The organism is Vibrio breoganii, assembly GCF_001677275.1.
GTDB classification, from domain to species: domain Bacteria; phylum Pseudomonadota; class Gammaproteobacteria; order Enterobacterales; family Vibrionaceae; genus Vibrio; species Vibrio breoganii.
In genome coordinates, this window is record NZ_CP016177.1 from 301683 (window position 1) to 318378 (window position 16696).

Here is a 16696-nt window from a genome sequence, read left to right on the forward strand (position 1 = left end):
TAAAGAGAGGGGGTTGCCAAATGGAGGCAAACAGAAAGCCCCAGTCAAGAATGGGAGATTGGCTAGTAAACGTAAGGGGATGCTGTGCTACCCCCTATTTTCACCAAACAAAAGTAAGGAGGCTTTAGCCTCCTTATCTTATTTGGTTACTTGATAAGGCCTACTTCTTTGTAGTACTTCTCTGCACCAGGGTGAAGAGGAATAGATAGGCCGTCTTTCACCATGTTCTCTTTCTTAAGATTTGAGAATGCAGGGTGCAGACGTTTGAAGGTGTCAAAGTTTTCAAATACTGCTTTAGCGACTGTGTAAGCGACTTCGTCTGAAACGTCAGAAGTCGTTACCATAGTTGCCGCTACACCGAAGCTGTTAACGTCTTGGTCTGTACCACGGTACATGCCAGCAGGTACTGTGCTAAATGCATAGTAAGGGTTATCAGCGACGATCTTATCGATCCCTGGACCCGTTGCTGGAACTAGCTTCGCGTTACAAGAGGTTGTTGCTTCTTTGATTGATCCATTTGGGTGACCAACCATGTAGATGAAGGCATCAATCTTGTTATCACAAAGCGCTTGAGAACGCTCAGAGCCTTTTAGTTCAGAAGCAAGTTTGAAGCTGTCGTTAGTCCAGCCCATAGCGTCCATGACTACGCCCATTGTCGCGCGGTCACCAGAACCAGGGTTACCAATGTTGACACGCTTGCCTGCTAGATCAGAAACGTTATTAATACCAGAGTCTTCGCGTGCAATGATGTTAAAAGGTTCTGTATGAAGAGAGAATACAGCGCGAAGCTTTTTGTAAGGACCTTGGTCAGAGAATTTGCTGGTTCCGTTGTAGCCGTGGTATTGCCAGTCTGACTGAACGATACCAAAGTCTAATTCGCCAGAACGCATAGTGTTTACGTTGTAGATAGAACCGCCAGTAGACTCCACTGAACAGCGTACATTGTGGTCATTACGGTCTTTGTTAACAAGCTTACAGATTGCACCACCAGTAGGGTAGTAAACACCCGTTACTGAACCAGTACCGATAGTAATGAACTCTTGCGCTGAAACTACGCCTGCGGCCATAACTGCTGCAGCAATCGCACCAAGCTTAATCGCTTTCTTAAATGCCATGATGTTTCTTCCTTATATCCATGATCATACCAACAGCCTTCTATGTGCTATTGAAGTTTCCTGTATGGAAACGGCATCTTTTTCAATCCCAATTGAGCCAACAGCACTTGTTGTAATGTTAAATATTCGATCCAACCGAATCTTCTTAGTTTAGATCGACTTTAGAAGAAACGTTCAACATAACAGCAATTACAGAGGGTAAATCGTTGAAAAAGTGGCTGCATCATAGCAAAAAATAAGCAGAAAGAGAGTGAGCAGGATGATGGAGAATAGAAAAGCGGTTGCTTATATGAGGAGTTAAAGGTGTTTATTTTGTGAAATAATCTTTAAAAACAATGAGTTATTATTAAGTGGTTAATGAATTGTAATTTTAATGAGATGTGATCGACTTCACAGCCTAATAACTAAGCTGTGAAGGTAAGAAAGAGGATTTTATCCAGCGTATTCAAAGAGTTCGCAAACAGAGTCGAACAGTTGTTTAGTGCTGATCTCAAGGGTAGGGGTGATGAAAATAGTGTCATCGCCGGCAACAACACCAAGAATGCCTTCAGACTTACCAAGAGAGTCGAGTAAGCGAGCAATCAGCTGAGCACCAGCAGGCCCTGTATGAATGACGACTAATGCATTGTTGTAGTCAATATCCAGTACCAACTCACGCAAAGAGCTCGATACCGTAGGAACGCCAAGCTCTGCGGGCAGACAGTAAACCATCTCCATTTTCGCGTTTCGTGTACGAACAGCGCCAAACTTGGTCAGCATACGAGAGACCTTAGATTGGTTTATGTTGTCAAAGCCTTCAAGTTTAAGTGCTTCTACAATCTCGCTTTGCGAGCCGAAACGTTCTTCTTTTAAAAGGGATTTGAACTCGCGGACTAAACGGTCCTGTTTTTCGCTGTTTCGCATTCGTTGTTCCACATATTATTGGTTTTATTAGTCGCATGAGGGGAACCCTCACGTCAGTTAGTGTCTCACAGAACTGTAATATACCCAAGTAATGGGTGAGATGTCTCATGAAAACTGGTTACTTACTTTTCCAATACGTGAGAAGGGTCTTTTAATACTAAAATTGCCGCTTTGATGAGTGAGTAAGGTCGCAAAGGTGTCGTTACGTGTTTGTAAAGGTAAAGTAAATATTATAGTTTCGAGGCTATATAAGAACTAAAACAACAATTACCTCTATCTTACCCAAGGAGAACACAATGAAAGTCGCTGTTATCGGAGCTGCTGGTGGTATTGGACAAGCACTGGCACTTCTACTAAAAAATAATCTTCCTGCTGGCTCAGATCTCGCTCTATACGATATTGCACCGGTTACTCCTGGTGTTGCAGCGGATCTTAGTCATATCCCTACTCCAGTATCAGTCGTTGGTTTTTCAGGACAAGATCCTACTCCGGCTCTAGAGGGAGCTGACGTGGTATTGATCTCTGCGGGTGTTGCTCGTAAACCCGGCATGGATCGTGCGGATCTCTTTAATGTGAACGCGGGCATTGTGAAGTCTCTTGCGGAAAAGATTGCTGTTGTATGTCCAAAAGCGTGTGTGGGTATCATTACTAACCCTGTGAACACTACAGTTGCTATTGCTGCTGATGTACTGAAAAAAGCCGGTGTTTATGACAAGCGTCGTTTATTCGGCGTAACAACACTTGACGTTATTCGATCTGAAACCTTTGTTGGCCAACTTAAGGGTCTAGATCCTACTCAGTTAGATGTGCCAGTTATCGGTGGCCACTCAGGCGTCACAATTCTTCCGCTATTGTCTCAAGTGAAAGGCGTTGAATTTACTAGCGAAGAGATAGCATCACTGACCACTCGTATCCAAAACGCAGGTACAGAGGTTGTTGAAGCGAAAGCGGGTGGCGGTAGTGCGACACTATCTATGGGTCAAGCGGCATGTCGCTTTGGTCTGTCCCTGGTTCGTGCTCTACAAGGCGAAGCTAACGTGGTTGAGTGTGCGTATGTCGAAGGCAGTGGTGAACATACTCGCTTCTTTGCACAGCCAGTTAAACTGGGTACAGAAGGCATTGAAGAGGTATTGGATTACGGCGTGCTAAGTGAGTTTGAAAGAGCTTCTCTCGATGACATGCTTGAAACTCTATCTGGCGATATTGCTAAGGGTGAAGAGTTCGCTAAATAAGCTATCTCTAACAACCGAGTAATAATGACTGGAAGCGGATCTTTATGATCCGCTTTTTTGATCCCGTAACAGATAACCTGCGTAAAAACCTGTATTCATCAAGAGTGAGGCGACGGCTATGGATATGGATAAGATCACGACGGGAATGTGGGTAGAGTCTTCAGAAGGCCTGGGGCGCGTCCTAGCCGTAGATAAGAGAGACGAGATGGTGCTTGTAGAAGGTTTGCACGATGAGCAGTGGGCTGTGCCAGCCAGTTCAGTGAATCAAGACGCTCAGTTGCATCCAGGGTGCGACAAATACTATTAGGGTAGAATAAGGTAAACGAACGCCACTCTTTTGAGTGGCGTTTTTGTAATTAGCTTATTTGTTACGTTTGACCGCAAGATGGGCTAAGGCTTCAAGGGCCTCTTTTTCAATTGAGTCAGGCAAGATAGCCAGAGCTGCAATCGCTTTGTCGGCTTCGTCATTAGCGACCTTAGTGGTGTATTCCAATGAACCCGTATCATGCATAGCCTGCATAATCTCATCCAAGCGTTCCATACCATTAGCTTGCTCAATCGCTTCAATAATCATTTCGCGCTGTGCGTCTGACCCATTTTGCATGGCGTAGAGAAGCGGTAGGGTAGGCTTTCCTTCTGCAAGGTCATCCCCTACGTTTTTACCCATCTCTTTGCCGTCAGCGGTGTAATCCAATACATCATCGATAAGCTGAAACGCCGTACCTAGATGGCGGCCATAGTTTTGCATCGCGGTTTCTAGCTCTGGAGTAGAGTTCGTTAATATTGCTGCAATTTGCGAAGCTGATTCAAATAGGCGTGCGGTTTTAGAGTAGATCACCTGCATATAGCTTTCTTCGGTTGTAGAAGCATCATTGCAATTCATCAATTGCTGAACCTCACCTTCAGCGATCACATTGACCGCTTCACTCATCAACTCGAGGATCCTCAAAGATCCTAGGCTTGTCATCATTTGGAATGAGCGGGTGTAGATATAATCACCCACCAAAACACTGGCCGCATTACCAAAAGCGGCGTTGGCGGTTTCTTTTCCTCGGCGCATATCCGATTCATCAACCACATCATCGTGCAACAGCGTTGCTGTGTGAATGAATTCAATGAACGCAGCAGCGGTGATATGCCCTTCACCTTCATACCCCAAAGCACGAGCCGATAGCAGCGTGATAAGCGGGCGTAAACGCTTTCCACCACCGCTAACAATGTAGTGCCCCAATTGATTGATTAGAGCGACTTCTGAGGTCAGCTGAGCGTGAATTGTTTGGTCTACTTTTACCATGTCGTCGGCAGTGAGGGCCTGAATAGCGCTAAAGTCCATTGTACTTCCGGTTTTGAGTCGCTACGGGGAGTAGCTGGGATGATAATTAATGTTGAATTTTACACTAAAAAACGTTGCCAAATACACCCGTAAAAGGCATCATTCTCGCACTTTTATGTGGCGATTATCTTTTCGCCAATTTTTTTAAAATATGGCTTGTTTTATGTGATGCGTTCACGTAGAATCTGCGCCCTATTGATGAATTAGTTAGCGCACACCCAAACTACAAATTTAAGTTAAAGGCTGTGCGGAAAAAGCGGAGTAAAATATGTACGCTGTTTTCCAATCTGGTGGTAAACAACACCGTGTAAGCGAAGGCCAAACTCTTCGTTTAGAGAAATTGGACGTTGAAACTGGTGCAACTGTTGAGTTTGACTCAGTTCTTATGATCGCTAACGGTGAAGAAATCACTGTTGGTGCACCTCTTGTTGAAGGTGGCAAAGTTGTAGCTGAAGTGGTTAAGCACGGTCGTGGCGATAAAGTAAAAATCGTTAAGTTCCGTCGTCGTAAGCACTCTCGTAAGCAACAAGGTCATCGTCAGTGGTTCACTGAAGTGAAGATCACTGGCATCAACGCTTAAGTTATAGGAGAGTTTAACAATGGCACACAAAAAAGCTGGCGGTTCTACTCGTAACGGTCGCGATTCAGAAAGCAAACGTCTTGGCGTTAAGCGTTTTGGTGGCGAATCAGTTCTAGCGGGTAACATCATCGTTCGTCAACGTGGTACTAAATTCCACGCTGGTAACAACGTTGGTATCGGTAAAGACCACACTCTTTTCGCTCTTACTGAAGGTAAAGTGAAATTTGAAGTTAAAGGTCCTAAGAACCGTAAATTCGTTAGCATCGATTCTGAGTAATTAATACTTAGATTCAAGCTGAATTCAAAAGCCCTGCCGATTCGGCGGGGTTTTTTATTTTAAAGGTACTCGGTTTCTTGGTCCTGGGTCCTAGGGAATACTCTAGGGCCTAGCACCCAGATACCTAGCACCTAAAAGAGTTGGATCTGCTAAAGTTGATCCAAGCAAGATATTCACACCAATACGGAGTGAGAAATGAAATTCGTAGATGAAGCAACTGTAAAGGTAGAAGCAGGCGATGGCGGTAACGGCATTGTTAGTTTCTGGCGTGAAAAGTTTATAACGAAAGGTGGTCCCGATGGCGGTGACGGCGGTGACGGTGGTGATATCTACCTTGAAGCTGACGAAAACCTGAATACGCTGATCGATTACCGTTTCCAACGCTTTTATGCAGCAGATCGTGGCGCAAATGGCCGTGGCGGTAACTGTACTGGTAAGCGTGGTAATGACCTGACACTTAAGGTGCCTGTAGGTACGCGCGCCGTAGACATCCATACCAATGAGGTTGTGGGTGAAGTTGCAGAGCACGGCAAGAAAGTAATGATCGCAAAAGGCGGTTGGCACGGACTGGGCAACACCCGTTTTAAATCATCAGTGAACCGAGCTCCTCGTCAAAAGACTATGGGTACTAAAGGAGAGGTTCGTGAACTTCGCCTAGAACTACTGCTATTGGCTGACGTAGGTATGCTTGGCCTGCCAAATGCGGGTAAGTCGACCTTTATTCGTTCAGTTTCTGCAGCTAAACCAAAGGTAGCGGATTACCCGTTTACGACTCTTATCCCAAGCTTGGGTGTAGTGAGTGTGGTTCCAGAAAAGAGCTTTGTAGTTGCTGATATCCCTGGTTTGATCGAGGGTGCCGCAGATGGCGCTGGCCTTGGTATTCGCTTCTTGAAGCACCTAGAGCGCTGCCGTGTATTGCTGCATATGATCGATATCATGCCGGTTGATCAAAGCGATCCTGTGCAAAATGCTCTGACCATCATTGATGAACTTGAGCAGTACAGTGAGAAGCTAGCAGATAAACCACGCTGGTTGGTATTCAACAAGACTGATCTTATGCCTGAAGAAGAAGCGAATGAAACGATCCAAGAGATCTTGGACGCGCTTGGTTGGGAAGAACAGTACTTCAAGATTTCAGCAATCAATAAACACGGCACCAAAGAGCTGTGTTACAAACTTGCTGACTTTATGGAAACACTTCCTCGTCAAGCGGAAGAAATTTCAGAAGAAGACAAAGTCGACTTTATGTGGGATGACTACCACAAAGATGCGATGTCAGGCAGCAACGTTGTTACTGAAGACGACGATGACTGGGATGACGACGAAGAAGATGACGGTCATGTTATCTACGTTCGTGACTAGTATCTTTTGTAGACAATAGTCTGAACAATAAACATAATAAAAAGAGCCTGGAGACTATCCCGGCTCTTTTTTTGTCTGTGCGAAACAGAATTTATCTCAAGGATCTGAGATCATGCACCTAAACCAGAAAATCTCTAATCTCGATGCGTTTATCTTCACCCATTATCGTATCGTCCATGGTGTACGCATCGCTGTAGCCTTTGTTCTTACCTTAATTGCAGCGACGTATTTTGAGGTTCCGGAGCGAACTTGGATCCTCATTACTCTATTTGTAGTGATAGGACCAATCTCCTACCTTGGTAACGTTTTGCCAAGGGCTTGGCATCGTGTCCTCGGCACTTCTCTTGGGGCAATATCAGGAATCATCGGCATTGCTATCAGTCAGTATTCTGTGGCGCTAATGTATTTGTGGTGTGCGGTGATCATCTTTCTGAGCGCCTACTTTGCACTGGGAAAGCGGCCTTACGTAGGGATACTGATAGGTATTACCTTAGCGGTCACCTTGGGGGCTGCAAATGCCGATGTAGATGTGGCGATGTGGCGCGGCGTTGATGTAACATTAGGCTGTATTATTGCGGTATTGTTTTGCCTTATCTATCCACAGCGTGCATTCATCCATTGGCGCCTGCGCATCGCAAACACTCTCAAAACCCTTTCTAAGGTTTATCATCTTTCCTATTCTCCCAACGTGATAGAAAAGCCTAATCTTGAGCCGTTTCAAAATACGCTTGTGAAAGAGATGACCACTATTACAACTCTTACTTCACCATCGATCAAAGAAACCAAACTTAAGCGCCAGCTGCTCGATGCCATTCAGATTCAATTGCGCAATTTGCTGAGTACTATTGAGCTCCTTAACCATTCCTATTGGAGTGACAGAGAAAGTCATTTAAATATGCTGTGGTCTAAATCGCTAAAACAATGCCAGCAGCAAGTGGAGCAAGAGCTTGAAGACCTGGCTTATCTAGTCGAAAAGGGCGAGGTTCGAGGTAGCATTCGTATTGAAGAAACGGATGAGATTATTGGTGAATTAAAAGACATTATCGCTGAATTAGGCGGTGAAAAGTCCAATATCTATGGCTATGTTTGGCTTAACCTGAAGCTTATTGAAGATCTCGGAAATCTTAAGAAATTGCTGATCTTAGCCCTTAACCTCTCACAAAAATCATAAGTTCGCTTTGGTCTTCAATTTTGGTTGTTCTTAATCAATTAAATTTGAATTATCAGTATTGTTTTATATGCAAACCCAATAGAATATTGTTTTTATTTTAAACAATCCTCAAAGAGATAGAATGGAATCTAAACAACGCGCTGTTTCTCGCCTTATCGCTCAAGCGGGACAGATGTTGCATGCTCATGGAGCTGAAAGCGCGCTTATCGGCGGCATAATGGAGCGTATTGGTCTTGCCTGTGGTATGGATGAAGTCGAAGTATCACTCTCTGCTAGTTCATTGGTTGTGACTACGGTTACCCATGAGCATTGCATGACCACCACACGACGCTGCCCCGATAGGGGAATCAATATGCGCGCGGTGACAGAAGTACAGCGTATCTGCATCATGCTAGAAAAAGGCATCCTAGATTACGACCTCGCCCAGCAGAAGCTGAATAAAATCACCCCGGAGCGTTACAATCGCTGGCTAGTGGTGTTTATGATTGGTTTGTCTTGTGCCTCGTTCAGTCACCTTGCCGGAGGTGATAGCGCCGTATTTGCGATGACCTTTGTGGCTTCTGCTATCGGCATGATTGTCAGGCAAGAGATTGGCCATCGTCACTTCAACCCACTACTCAACTTTGCGACTACAGCTTTCGTCACCACCTTTATTTCAGCGCAAGCGGTAGTGTTTGAGATTGGTAACAGCCCCAATGTCGTCATGGCATCGTCGGTTCTTATGCTGGTTCCCGGCTTCCCTTTAATTAACTCTGTTGCGGATGTCTTGAAAGGGTATATCAATATGGGCATTGCTCGATTTGTGATGGGCAGTCTGCTTACACTGGCAACCTGTTTAGGGATTGTCGCAGTGAGCGGTGTGTTAGGCATGTTTGGGGTGACACTATGAGTGATTTGTTTGCTTTGCTCTTGGGGCTTATTGACGACATGTTCTTTGCCGCCATTCCTGCGGTCGGCTTTGCACTGGTTTTCAATGTGCCTAAGAGTGCGCTGTTCTATTGCGCGCTAGGCGGCGCTATTGGCCACGGTTCGCGCTATTTGATGATGCAGTTTGGCATGCCTATAGAATGGGCCACCTTGTTTGCTGCTACCATAGTTGGCTTTATCGGAGTCGCGTGGTCGCATCGATTCTTAGCACACCCAAAGGTGTTTACCGTTGCCGCAATGATTCCTATGGTTCCGGGGGTATATGCCTTCAATGCGATGATTGCCATGGTAGAAATTAGCCAATCAGGCTATACCCATGAATTATTTGCTGGCCTAATAGAGAATTTCCTCACCGCAATGTTTATCATTGCAGGACTTGCAGTTGGGCTCGCTATGCCTGGCTTATTTATTTATCGTCGTCGCCCTATTGTTTAGAGGAATATCCCAATGATCGTCAGCATGATTGCCGCTATGGCTAACAACCGTATTATCGGCAAAGACAACCAGATGCCGTGGCACCTACCAGCCGATTTTACCTGGTTTAAGAAGTGCACCATGGGTAAGCCAGTGATCATGGGGAGAAAGACGTATGAATCTATTGGTCGCCCTTTGCCTGGCAGGCACAATATTGTTGTCAGCCGCGACGCCGAGCTAACGATTGAAGGCGTAACAACCGTCACCTCGATTGAATCAGCATTGGAGGTGGTTACGGATGAGCCTGAGGTGATGATTATTGGTGGTGGCTCTATCTATAAGCACTGCCTGCCAATGGCAGACAAGCTGTACTTAACCTACATTGACCTTGAAGTAGACGGCGATACCCAATTCCCTGACTGGGGAGAGGGGTGGAAACAAATCCATTTAGAGCAATATTTCTCTGATGAGAAGAATGCCCACGATATGCAGTTTGTGGTGTTGGAAAAGGGCTAAATAACTAGCCCTATCAGATCATATTACAGCGCTGCTTGCGTAAAGTAGCGCTTGTCTTCCCAGCGAAGCATGGTCATATGATTGCCCCATACGCAGCCGGTATCTAAGCCGATAACATTGTGTGAATCAGTGCCCATCAGTGCTGCCCAGTGTCCAAATATGGATTTCTTTGGTAGCGACACTCTTTGTTCTAATTCAAACCAAGGTATCAATTCGTTCTTGTCTACTTCTTCTGGTGGCAGTTTGCTGTCCATATCTAAGCGTCCATCATGATAGCAATAGCGCATGCGCGTCATTGCATTGATGGTAAACCTTAGGCGGGGCATACCCTCTAGAGCAGGATCCCAGATGTCGGGAGAGTTGCCGTACATCTTTTTAATCAGCTTTTTCCAGTTATCCCCAGATAGTACCTGCTCCACTTCTTGAGAGGCTTGACGTGCTTCATCTAGGCTCCAAAGCGGATAGATACCAGCATGACTCATCACGAATTCTGGATGCTCCACGAGTAATGGTTGGTGACGAAGCCAGTCTATTAACTCAGAGCAATCATCCGCATCAAAGATAGGTAAGGTATTGTCTTTTGGCTTGGCCTTATGAACCCCTAATGAAATGGCAATAAGGTGCAAGTCGTGGTTACCCAAGACCACTTTTGCTGAATCACCCAATGAGCGAATAAATCGCAGCGTCTCTAGTGATTTTGGGCCACGTGCGACAAGGTCTCCGGCAACCCAAAGTGTGTCTTGTTGTGGGTCGAAGTGGACTTTTTCTAGCAGTAACAGGAGTTCATCCAAACAACCTTGGATGTCTCCAACAAGATAGTTGGACAAGAAAACCTCTAATTAATTGATAACGTTTGGCACGGAAAGGTTGAAAGGGGCGATCTGAGCTTTAAAGGTATCACCATCGTCAGATTGCATAATATAGTGCCCCTGCATGACGCCCACTGGTGTCTCTAGAGCGGTACCGCTGGTATAGGTGTAATCGTCATGTGACGCAATAACAGGCTGCTCTCCAACGACACCATCACCTTCTACGGTGATTTGCTTGCCATTGCCATCGGTAATTAACCAGCAGCGAGAGAGAAGTTGTACGGAATGAGGGCTGAGATTTTTTATGGTGATCATGTATGCAAATACATAGCGGCCATTATCGGGTTCCGATTGTTCCGCTATGTATTTGGTGTGTACATGACATTTGATACAAGGTTGACTGACGTCCATGTGGTCTCCTTGTTAGAGCGTGTTCGCTCTAGTGGTTGTCGGCAAGCCAGTTAGCCATATCGACAAATTGTTCCAGAGTTAAATTCTCCGGACGCATGCCTGGGTTGATCCCCAGTTGTTCCATCACTTCTGCGCTAACTAGTGATTTATAGCAGTTGCGAATAGTCTTACGGCGCTGATTGAAGCCTTCACGACAGACTCTATCTAACCATTTCAGGTCTTTCGCTGGATATGGCAGTGTCTCGTATGGCATCAGTCGAATAACCGCAGAGTCGACCTTTGGTGGCGGAACAAATGCGGTAGGCGGCACTTCTAAAACGGGCATCACCTTGCAGAAGTATTGAGCCATAACGGTCAATCGGCCATAGGCTTTACTACCTGGCCCAGCCGCCAAGCGATTAACCACTTCTTTTTGCAGCATAAAGTGCATATCTTCAATGTCTTTATGGAACTCAAAAAGGTGGAACATCAATGGAGTAGAGATGTTGTATGGCAGATTACCAAAAATGCGCAATTTATTGTTTGGCTTTACTAATTGAGTAAAGTCGAAACGCATCGCATCACCTTCGTGAATGGTCAATTTTTCACTGAGGTCAGGGTGGTTGCGTAGACGCTCTGCAAGGTCTCTATCTAGCTCAATCACAGTTAGCTTATCAACTAACTTACCAACAGGCTCAGTAATAGCACCTAGGCCTGGGCCAATCTCGACAAGGTTTTGACCTGGTCTTGGATTGATGGATGATACGATACCGTCAATGATGTACGGATCGTTTAGAAAGTTTTGACCAAAACGTTTACGCGCTTTGTGTCCTAAGTGGACATCATTTCTCATTGTTTTTTCTCAACTAATTCTATCGCGTGGGAAAGTGCAGTTTGGAAACTTCCTGTATCCGCGTTACCTGTGCCGGCCAAATCCAAGGCAGTGCCATGGTCGACAGAGGTTCTAATAAAGGGTAGACCTAAAGTGATATTCACTGAACTACCAAAGCCTTTGTATTTTAGCACTGGCAGCACTTGGTCGTGGTACATACCCAAAACCACATCAGCATCCTGTAGATACTTGTGATTAAAAATGGTGTCAGCAGGCAACGGACCTACAATGTCCATGCCTTGCTCTCTAAGCTTATCTAAGGTTGGGGAAATTGTTTGAATTTCCTCTTGCCCTAGGCAACCATCTTCCCCTGCATGAGGGTTTAAGCCACAAACGTAGATTCGAGGCTTAGGAAGGCCAAATTTAGTGACCATATCCTTATGCAGTATCTGCATGATTTGCTCAATTCTTTCTTCAGTTACCGCTTTCGACACGTAGGCTAACGGTATATGCGTGGTAACGAGTGCAACTCTTAACCCTTCTGTTGCCAGCATCATTACGACCATAGGCGTATTGGATTGCTCAGCGAAGAACTCGGTATGTCCACTAAAGGCCACTCCCGCTCGGTTAATTACCCCCTTGTGCACAGGGCCGGTCACTATAGCGGCAAATTCATCATTCATACAGCCTTGAGCGGCTCTTTCTAGTGTTTTTAACACATAGTGGCCGTTAGCCTCATCAAGTTGACCAATTACGGCTTCTTTGGCCATCGGAATATGTTCAACGGTCAGTGTTCCTTTACGTTGAGGTGATGGGGCTTGTTTTGCATCGTAGTCGAGCAAGTCAACGTCTATACCTAGATGCTGAGCACGCTGCTGCAACATGTTTTTGTCAGCGCACACCACTAACTGGTGTGGGTAATCACTGTCCACTAGAGATAAGACTAAATCAGGGCCAATGCCGGCAGGCTCACCTGCGGTAATAATGACGCGATTACAGCTCATTGCTGACCTCTTCGTCATCTTGGCTTTGTACCATTTCGATAAAGGCACTGGCTCTAAGTTCTTGCATCCACGCTGAGGCTTCTTCGTTAAATTTACGATTGAACAAGATTCTGTAGGCTTTATTGTTCATAGCACTATCAGTGCGATCCACTTCACGGCGATCAATCACCTCTACAATGTGCCAGCCATGCACTGTTTGGAATGGTTCACTAATCTGACCCACAGGCAAGGTTTCTACTTGGTGTTTGAATTCAGGTACGTATAGGTCAGGCGTTTGGTAGCCGAGCTCACCATCACGAGCGGCAGAGCCTGGGTCTGCACTGTATTGCTGTGCTAGTTCACCAAAGGTTGCTTCACCCGCTCTGATTTGGCGAATAAAGCCATACAGTTCTTTCTGTGCACCTTCATCACTTAGGATTACAGAGGTCTTAATGAGGATATGACGCGCATTAACCTCAGTTACAGCAACAGTCTCAAGGCCTTGCACATCTTCAATTTTCAAAATATGGAAACCAATACCACTGCGGAATGGACCTATGATGGCATCTTTACCTTGGGTCGTGATTTGGTCGGCAAAGATGGTTGGCATTTCTTCTTTACGCATCCATCCCCAGTCACCACCTTCTAAGGCTTTAGGTCCCTTAGAGTAGGCGATCGCAAGTTCAGAGAACTTCTCACCCTTGCTCAAGCGCTCAACCAGCTCGTTAGCTTGTTCTTCAACCTCAGTCTTTGATTGATCATCATTGAATCTAAGCTGAATATGGCCCACGCGATAGTTAACGCTCTTGTTGGTTTCCTGCGCCAACATACCGGCCATTGACTCTACCTCGGCAGGAAGGATGTTAATTCGACGACGAACTAAGGCATTACGTGCCTCTGAGATGGCGACTTCTTTACGAATTTGCTCACGGAACTCAGTGTAGGTTAAGCCTTGTGCTTGAACGCTCGCAATCAACTGTGCTTGGGATTGCTTATTGCCTTCAGCAATGCTTTGCACTGCGTCATCGAGACGATTGTCGTCAATTCTTACGCCAATTCGCTCAGCTTCTTGAGACTGCAGTTCATCCATGATCAACTTGTCGATCACTTGCTCATTAAGCACGTCCGCTTCAGGAAGTGCTTGTTGGTTTTCTTGAGCGTTGAACTTAAGTGTCTTCATCGCACTATCAATGTCGCTCTGCAAGATTACGCCATCGTTAACGATTACAACTACTCTGTCCATTTCTACTGGCGCAGCTAGGCTAATAGCGGGCAGTAGCATCAGGAGCATAGTCGTGACGAGTCGTTTAAACTTATTCATTATTTTTCCAATACATCTTCTTTGTGGTCATCGGCATGTTGCCAATGAGATATTTAATTATTCAGGTAGAAAGGACGACCGTAACCTAGAGCGTTACCTCCGTCACCATAATCCGTACCAAAGTTAGTGCCAAATCCGATAATGCCGATATTAAAGCTAATATTCTCTTCATATTCCGGGCCAGGAGTAGGAGTACCGACCCCTCCAGGCCAAGAACGAAGTTGGTCAGTGTAGGTGATACCCACATACCAACAATCGGAGGTGTAGGTGACTCGTGCTAGGGCCTCTAGCATAATGTCTTCGGTAGTATCATAGAAATATTGAGCATTAAAGTTCCAATTTCTACTGAGTTTGTAGCCACCTAATAAACCGACCTGCGAAATACCATCGGTGGTGATTGAATCTAGGTTGATAGAATTACCTACTGTTTTATCTAGATAACTTCTAGTGACATAGCGATAGTTGGTTTGGATATAACCTGGGCCTTGACGATACTCAATAGTACTGTTGGCTAACTGTACCTCTGAATCACTGATGTCATATTGAATGCCGCCATGATAGAAGAGATAGTCATTGAAGTTAAAGTCACTCTCGATCGCCCAGGCTGAATAGTTAGAATCAGCAGGGTCGGTTTCGCTCGTGTTACCCGTGTTAAGGTAGTAGATCTGACCAAACGCGAGGTTCATACGCTCTCTGTAGTTAGAGTCGTAAAAGCGGGTTGTTGCGCCATAACTGATCTGATTAGCCGCCGCTATTTTGTCAACGCCACTGTATTTACGTGTTCTAAACAAGCCGTAGTAGTCAGTTTGCATAAGCGTTGTATCGTAATCATAGATGTTGCTTTGATCTTCATAGGGTACGTACAAGTATTGGACTTTCGGCTCTAATGTCTGCGTATACCCATCAATAAAGCTTGTTCCGCGCTCTAGATAAAGAGTACCTGTGCTTCGAAACTCGGGAATGATACGTGCGACATTTGAGTCTAGGTTTCGGGTATCCTCTAGCGAGAGATCTACACCATCAAGGTCTTGATGGTAGTAGGTACCCAGTACTCGCCCTTCGGTTTCCCAACTGCCCCAAGTGGTATGCAATGGTATGGTTAAACCTGGTTCTATATGCAGTCTTGTCGCTTGACCTGGCTTAGCATTACGCTCGTCATCGGTATCAAAGTGGGTTGCGTGGCTGACCATATCAAAATCAAGATACGGTAAAAGCTCAGGATAGAAATACTTGGCACTCAACTGTGGGACCATACGGTAGGGTAGGTCAGTGGTCGTTGATAACAACTGGAAGTCACGAACCAATAGACTCGTATCCCAGTGGTCATTACGATAGGACACCTTACCTTGTTGCAGAAGTTGTCCATCTTCACGCTCACCAATGCTAGACGATACATCTCTAAAGAAGTAAATATCGCTGACTTTGGCGTAGTCAACTTCTAGCTTCCAGTTACGGTCAAACACGCCGTAGTGGGTATAGCCTACTCCCCAGCGATCGCCAAGCTCAGGATACTTCTGATCGTCCGCTAGGTACTGACCTTCAATTTGACCACGGCCCCAGCCACTTAAATATCTAAACGTGCCATCAGTCTGCAGACCGCGTTCAGACATGTATTTGAATGTGGTTTCTAAATCGTAGTTTGGTGCAAGGTTCCAATACACAGGGATGTCTAGTTCAAAACCATCACTCGTCCCGTACGCCACGGTAGGGTAGAGAAAACCGGTTTTACGTGTGTCACCAATAGGTACGGTTAGCCAAGGCAGATAGAAAACAGGCACATTCTGAATCTCGAATCGAGGATTATAGAGCGTGGCTTCTTCTGCTTCTTGGTCAATTTGGATAGATGAGGAAACTAGGCGCCATGAATTGTCATCTTCTGGACAAGAGGTGATAGAGCCATCTTCTAACTCATAGTACAGCTTTCCTTCAACGCGAATCACCTTAGCGTCGCCACGTCCGTTCTGACACAGCAAGTTGTAGTTTGCCATTTCTAGAGTGGTGACATCAGTGTCTAAATTGGAGGTTGCGGTTTCTGATACGGTCTTAATTTGACCGTCAGACATTTCCACATTGCCTCTTGCAACTATGGTATTTTCAGCTTGATAAAGGGTTACGGTATCCGCATTAACGCGTTTTGTTCCCTGGGTAACCTTTACATTGCCTCGGTAAGTGGCTTCTTTACCGTTGATACCATCGAGAGAATCTGCCTCTACGTGAGTGGGCAGTTCCTCTTCTTCTTCGGATTTTTCCGGAATAAGACATTGCGAGGTGAGGTCAAAGGTCTGGTCTTCGGCTGCAGAAACGATGGCCGTCAGCTCAGCGGCTGGCTCGGCATTTTGTTCTGCAGTTGAATTATCAGTGAGTTCTGTTTGGGAGTCGCTAAGATCAACTTGTGAAACTGAGCCTTGATCTTCTTGTGAGTTCTCCTGCACACTAGTTTCTGCCTGCGCATTTGTAACACACAATGCTGTGGTTATTGAAAGAGCGAGCCAGGTGCGGGGAAATTTTGACATCGAATTAGAAACTTCCTT

At 45.5% G+C, this 16696-nt stretch carries 18 protein-coding genes; 9 read left to right on the forward strand and 9 right to left on the reverse strand.

Annotated features, from left to right (window positions below):
• Positions 1-146: 146 nt before the first annotated feature.
• Positions 147-1115, reverse strand: coding sequence for a TAXI family TRAP transporter solute-binding subunit (locus tag A6E01_RS01520; protein ID WP_017031370.1), 969 nt, complete (start codon positions 1113-1115; stop codon positions 147-149).
• Positions 1116-1547: 432 nt separating this feature from the next.
• Positions 1548-2018 (reverse strand): transcriptional regulator ArgR, encoded by a 471-nt coding sequence (gene argR, locus A6E01_RS01525; RefSeq protein WP_017029051.1) that lies wholly within the window; start codon positions 2016-2018, stop codon positions 1548-1550.
• Between the two features lie 296 nt (positions 2019-2314).
• Here argR and mdh point away from each other — a divergent pair, with 296 nt between their 5' ends.
• Both mdh and A6E01_RS01535 read left to right on the forward strand, forming a co-directional pair.
• Positions 2315-3250 carry a malate dehydrogenase gene (gene mdh, locus A6E01_RS01530; protein ID WP_017029050.1) on the forward strand — a complete coding sequence of 312 codons (936 nt, stop codon included), beginning with the start codon at positions 2315-2317 and terminating at the stop codon, positions 3248-3250.
• A 124-nt stretch (positions 3251-3374) separates the two neighbouring features.
• Positions 3375-3557: a hypothetical protein gene (locus A6E01_RS01535; protein ID WP_237334482.1), complete on the forward strand. Its 183-nt coding sequence runs from the start codon at positions 3375-3377 to the stop codon at positions 3555-3557.
• A 54-nt stretch (positions 3558-3611) separates the two neighbouring features.
• On the opposite strand, the gene ispB is transcribed toward A6E01_RS01535, so the two are convergent.
• Positions 3612-4583 (reverse strand): octaprenyl diphosphate synthase, encoded by a 972-nt coding sequence (gene ispB, locus A6E01_RS01540; protein WP_017029048.1) that lies wholly within the window; start codon positions 4581-4583, stop codon positions 3612-3614.
• Positions 4584-4851: 268 nt separating this feature from the next.
• Between ispB and rplU the strand changes: the two genes are divergently transcribed.
• The 7 genes from rplU (at position 4852) to folA (ending at position 9830) form a co-directional block, all read left to right on the forward strand.
• Entirely contained in the window at positions 4852-5163 is a 312-nt protein-coding gene (gene rplU, locus A6E01_RS01545; RefSeq protein WP_017029047.1) for a 50S ribosomal protein L21, read from the forward strand.
• A gap of 19 nt (positions 5164-5182) precedes the next feature.
• Positions 5183-5440, forward strand: a complete 258-nt coding sequence (rpmA, locus tag A6E01_RS01550; RefSeq protein WP_017029046.1) for a 50S ribosomal protein L27 — start codon at positions 5183-5185, stop codon at positions 5438-5440.
• 195 nt (positions 5441-5635) lie between these two features.
• Entirely contained in the window at positions 5636-6802 is a 1167-nt protein-coding gene (gene cgtA / locus A6E01_RS01555) for an Obg family GTPase CgtA (protein WP_017029045.1), read from the forward strand.
• A gap of 112 nt (positions 6803-6914) precedes the next feature.
• On the forward strand, positions 6915-7973 hold the full coding sequence (locus A6E01_RS01560) for an FUSC family protein (RefSeq protein ID WP_017029044.1): 1059 nt from the start codon (positions 6915-6917) through the stop codon (positions 7971-7973).
• Between the two features lie 121 nt (positions 7974-8094).
• Positions 8095-8862, forward strand: a complete 768-nt coding sequence (locus tag A6E01_RS01565) for a threonine/serine exporter family protein (protein ID WP_017242770.1) — start codon at positions 8095-8097, stop codon at positions 8860-8862.
• Entirely contained in the window at positions 8859-9335 is a 477-nt protein-coding gene (locus A6E01_RS01570) for a threonine/serine exporter family protein (RefSeq protein ID WP_017242769.1), read from the forward strand. The genes A6E01_RS01565 and A6E01_RS01570 overlap by 4 nt, the downstream gene beginning before the upstream one ends.
• 12 nt (positions 9336-9347) lie before the next feature.
• Positions 9348-9830: a type 3 dihydrofolate reductase gene (folA, locus tag A6E01_RS01575; protein ID WP_065209434.1), complete on the forward strand. Its 483-nt coding sequence runs from the start codon at positions 9348-9350 to the stop codon at positions 9828-9830.
• Positions 9831-9853: 23 nt separating this feature from the next.
• Here the strand turns inward: folA and apaH are convergent, their stop codons facing one another.
• The 6 genes from apaH to lptD are packed head-to-tail and all read right to left on the reverse strand — an operon-like array spanning position 9854 to position 16678.
• Positions 9854-10657: a bis(5'-nucleosyl)-tetraphosphatase (symmetrical) ApaH gene (apaH, locus tag A6E01_RS01580; RefSeq protein ID WP_065209435.1), complete on the reverse strand. Its 804-nt coding sequence runs from the start codon at positions 10655-10657 to the stop codon at positions 9854-9856.
• A gap of 12 nt (positions 10658-10669) precedes the next feature.
• A complete protein-coding gene (apaG, locus tag A6E01_RS01585; protein WP_017029039.1) occupies positions 10670-11050 on the reverse strand; it encodes a Co2+/Mg2+ efflux protein ApaG in 381 nt (126 codons plus the stop codon).
• 28 nt (positions 11051-11078) lie between these two features.
• Positions 11079-11882, reverse strand: a complete 804-nt coding sequence (gene rsmA, locus A6E01_RS01590; RefSeq protein ID WP_017029038.1) for a 16S rRNA (adenine(1518)-N(6)/adenine(1519)-N(6))-dimethyltransferase RsmA — start codon at positions 11880-11882, stop codon at positions 11079-11081.
• Positions 11879-12865 carry a 4-hydroxythreonine-4-phosphate dehydrogenase PdxA gene (gene pdxA / locus A6E01_RS01595; protein ID WP_017029037.1) on the reverse strand — a complete coding sequence of 329 codons (987 nt, stop codon included), beginning with the start codon at positions 12863-12865 and terminating at the stop codon, positions 11879-11881. Before pdxA ends, rsmA begins: the two co-directional genes overlap by 4 nt.
• Positions 12855-14165, reverse strand: coding sequence for a peptidylprolyl isomerase SurA (gene surA / locus A6E01_RS01600; protein ID WP_017242766.1), 1311 nt, complete (start codon positions 14163-14165; stop codon positions 12855-12857). Before surA ends, pdxA begins: the two co-directional genes overlap by 11 nt.
• A 53-nt stretch (positions 14166-14218) precedes the next feature.
• A complete protein-coding gene (gene lptD, locus A6E01_RS01605; protein WP_065209436.1) occupies positions 14219-16678 on the reverse strand; it encodes an LPS assembly protein LptD in 2460 nt (819 codons plus the stop codon).
• Between the last annotated feature and the right edge of the window lie 18 nt (positions 16679-16696).

What these genes read in the sequence shown, in the direction of transcription:
- A6E01_RS01520 (WP_017031370.1), bottom strand. Translation starts at nt 1,115, where the DNA reads ATGGCATTTAAGAAAGCGATTAAGCTTGGTGCGATTGCTGCAGCAGTT.
- argR (WP_017029051.1), bottom strand. Translation starts at nt 2,018, where the DNA reads ATGCGAAACAGCGAAAAACAGGACCGTTTAGTCCGCGAGTTCAAATCC.
- mdh (WP_017029050.1), top strand. Translation starts at nt 2,315, where the DNA reads ATGAAAGTCGCTGTTATCGGAGCTGCTGGTGGTATTGGACAAGCACTG.
- A6E01_RS01535 (WP_237334482.1), top strand. Translation starts at nt 3,375, where the DNA reads ATGGATAAGATCACGACGGGAATGTGGGTAGAGTCTTCAGAAGGCCTG.
- ispB (WP_017029048.1), bottom strand. Translation starts at nt 4,583, where the DNA reads ATGGACTTTAGCGCTATTCAGGCCCTCACTGCCGACGACATGGTAAAA.
- rplU (WP_017029047.1), top strand. Translation starts at nt 4,852, where the DNA reads ATGTACGCTGTTTTCCAATCTGGTGGTAAACAACACCGTGTAAGCGAA.
- rpmA (WP_017029046.1), top strand. Translation starts at nt 5,183, where the DNA reads ATGGCACACAAAAAAGCTGGCGGTTCTACTCGTAACGGTCGCGATTCA.
- cgtA (WP_017029045.1), top strand. Translation starts at nt 5,636, where the DNA reads ATGAAATTCGTAGATGAAGCAACTGTAAAGGTAGAAGCAGGCGATGGC.
- A6E01_RS01560 (WP_017029044.1), top strand. Translation starts at nt 6,915, where the DNA reads ATGCACCTAAACCAGAAAATCTCTAATCTCGATGCGTTTATCTTCACC.
- A6E01_RS01565 (WP_017242770.1), top strand. Translation starts at nt 8,095, where the DNA reads ATGGAATCTAAACAACGCGCTGTTTCTCGCCTTATCGCTCAAGCGGGA.
- A6E01_RS01570 (WP_017242769.1), top strand. Translation starts at nt 8,859, where the DNA reads ATGAGTGATTTGTTTGCTTTGCTCTTGGGGCTTATTGACGACATGTTC.
- folA (WP_065209434.1), top strand. Translation starts at nt 9,348, where the DNA reads ATGATCGTCAGCATGATTGCCGCTATGGCTAACAACCGTATTATCGGC.
- apaG (WP_017029039.1), bottom strand. Translation starts at nt 11,050, where the DNA reads ATGGACGTCAGTCAACCTTGTATCAAATGTCATGTACACACCAAATAC.
- rsmA (WP_017029038.1), bottom strand. Translation starts at nt 11,882, where the DNA reads ATGAGAAATGATGTCCACTTAGGACACAAAGCGCGTAAACGTTTTGGT.
- pdxA (WP_017029037.1), bottom strand. Translation starts at nt 12,865, where the DNA reads ATGAGCTGTAATCGCGTCATTATTACCGCAGGTGAGCCTGCCGGCATT.
- surA (WP_017242766.1), bottom strand. Translation starts at nt 14,165, where the DNA reads ATGAATAAGTTTAAACGACTCGTCACGACTATGCTCCTGATGCTACTG.
- lptD (WP_065209436.1), bottom strand. Translation starts at nt 16,678, where the DNA reads ATGTCAAAATTTCCCCGCACCTGGCTCGCTCTTTCAATAACCACAGCA.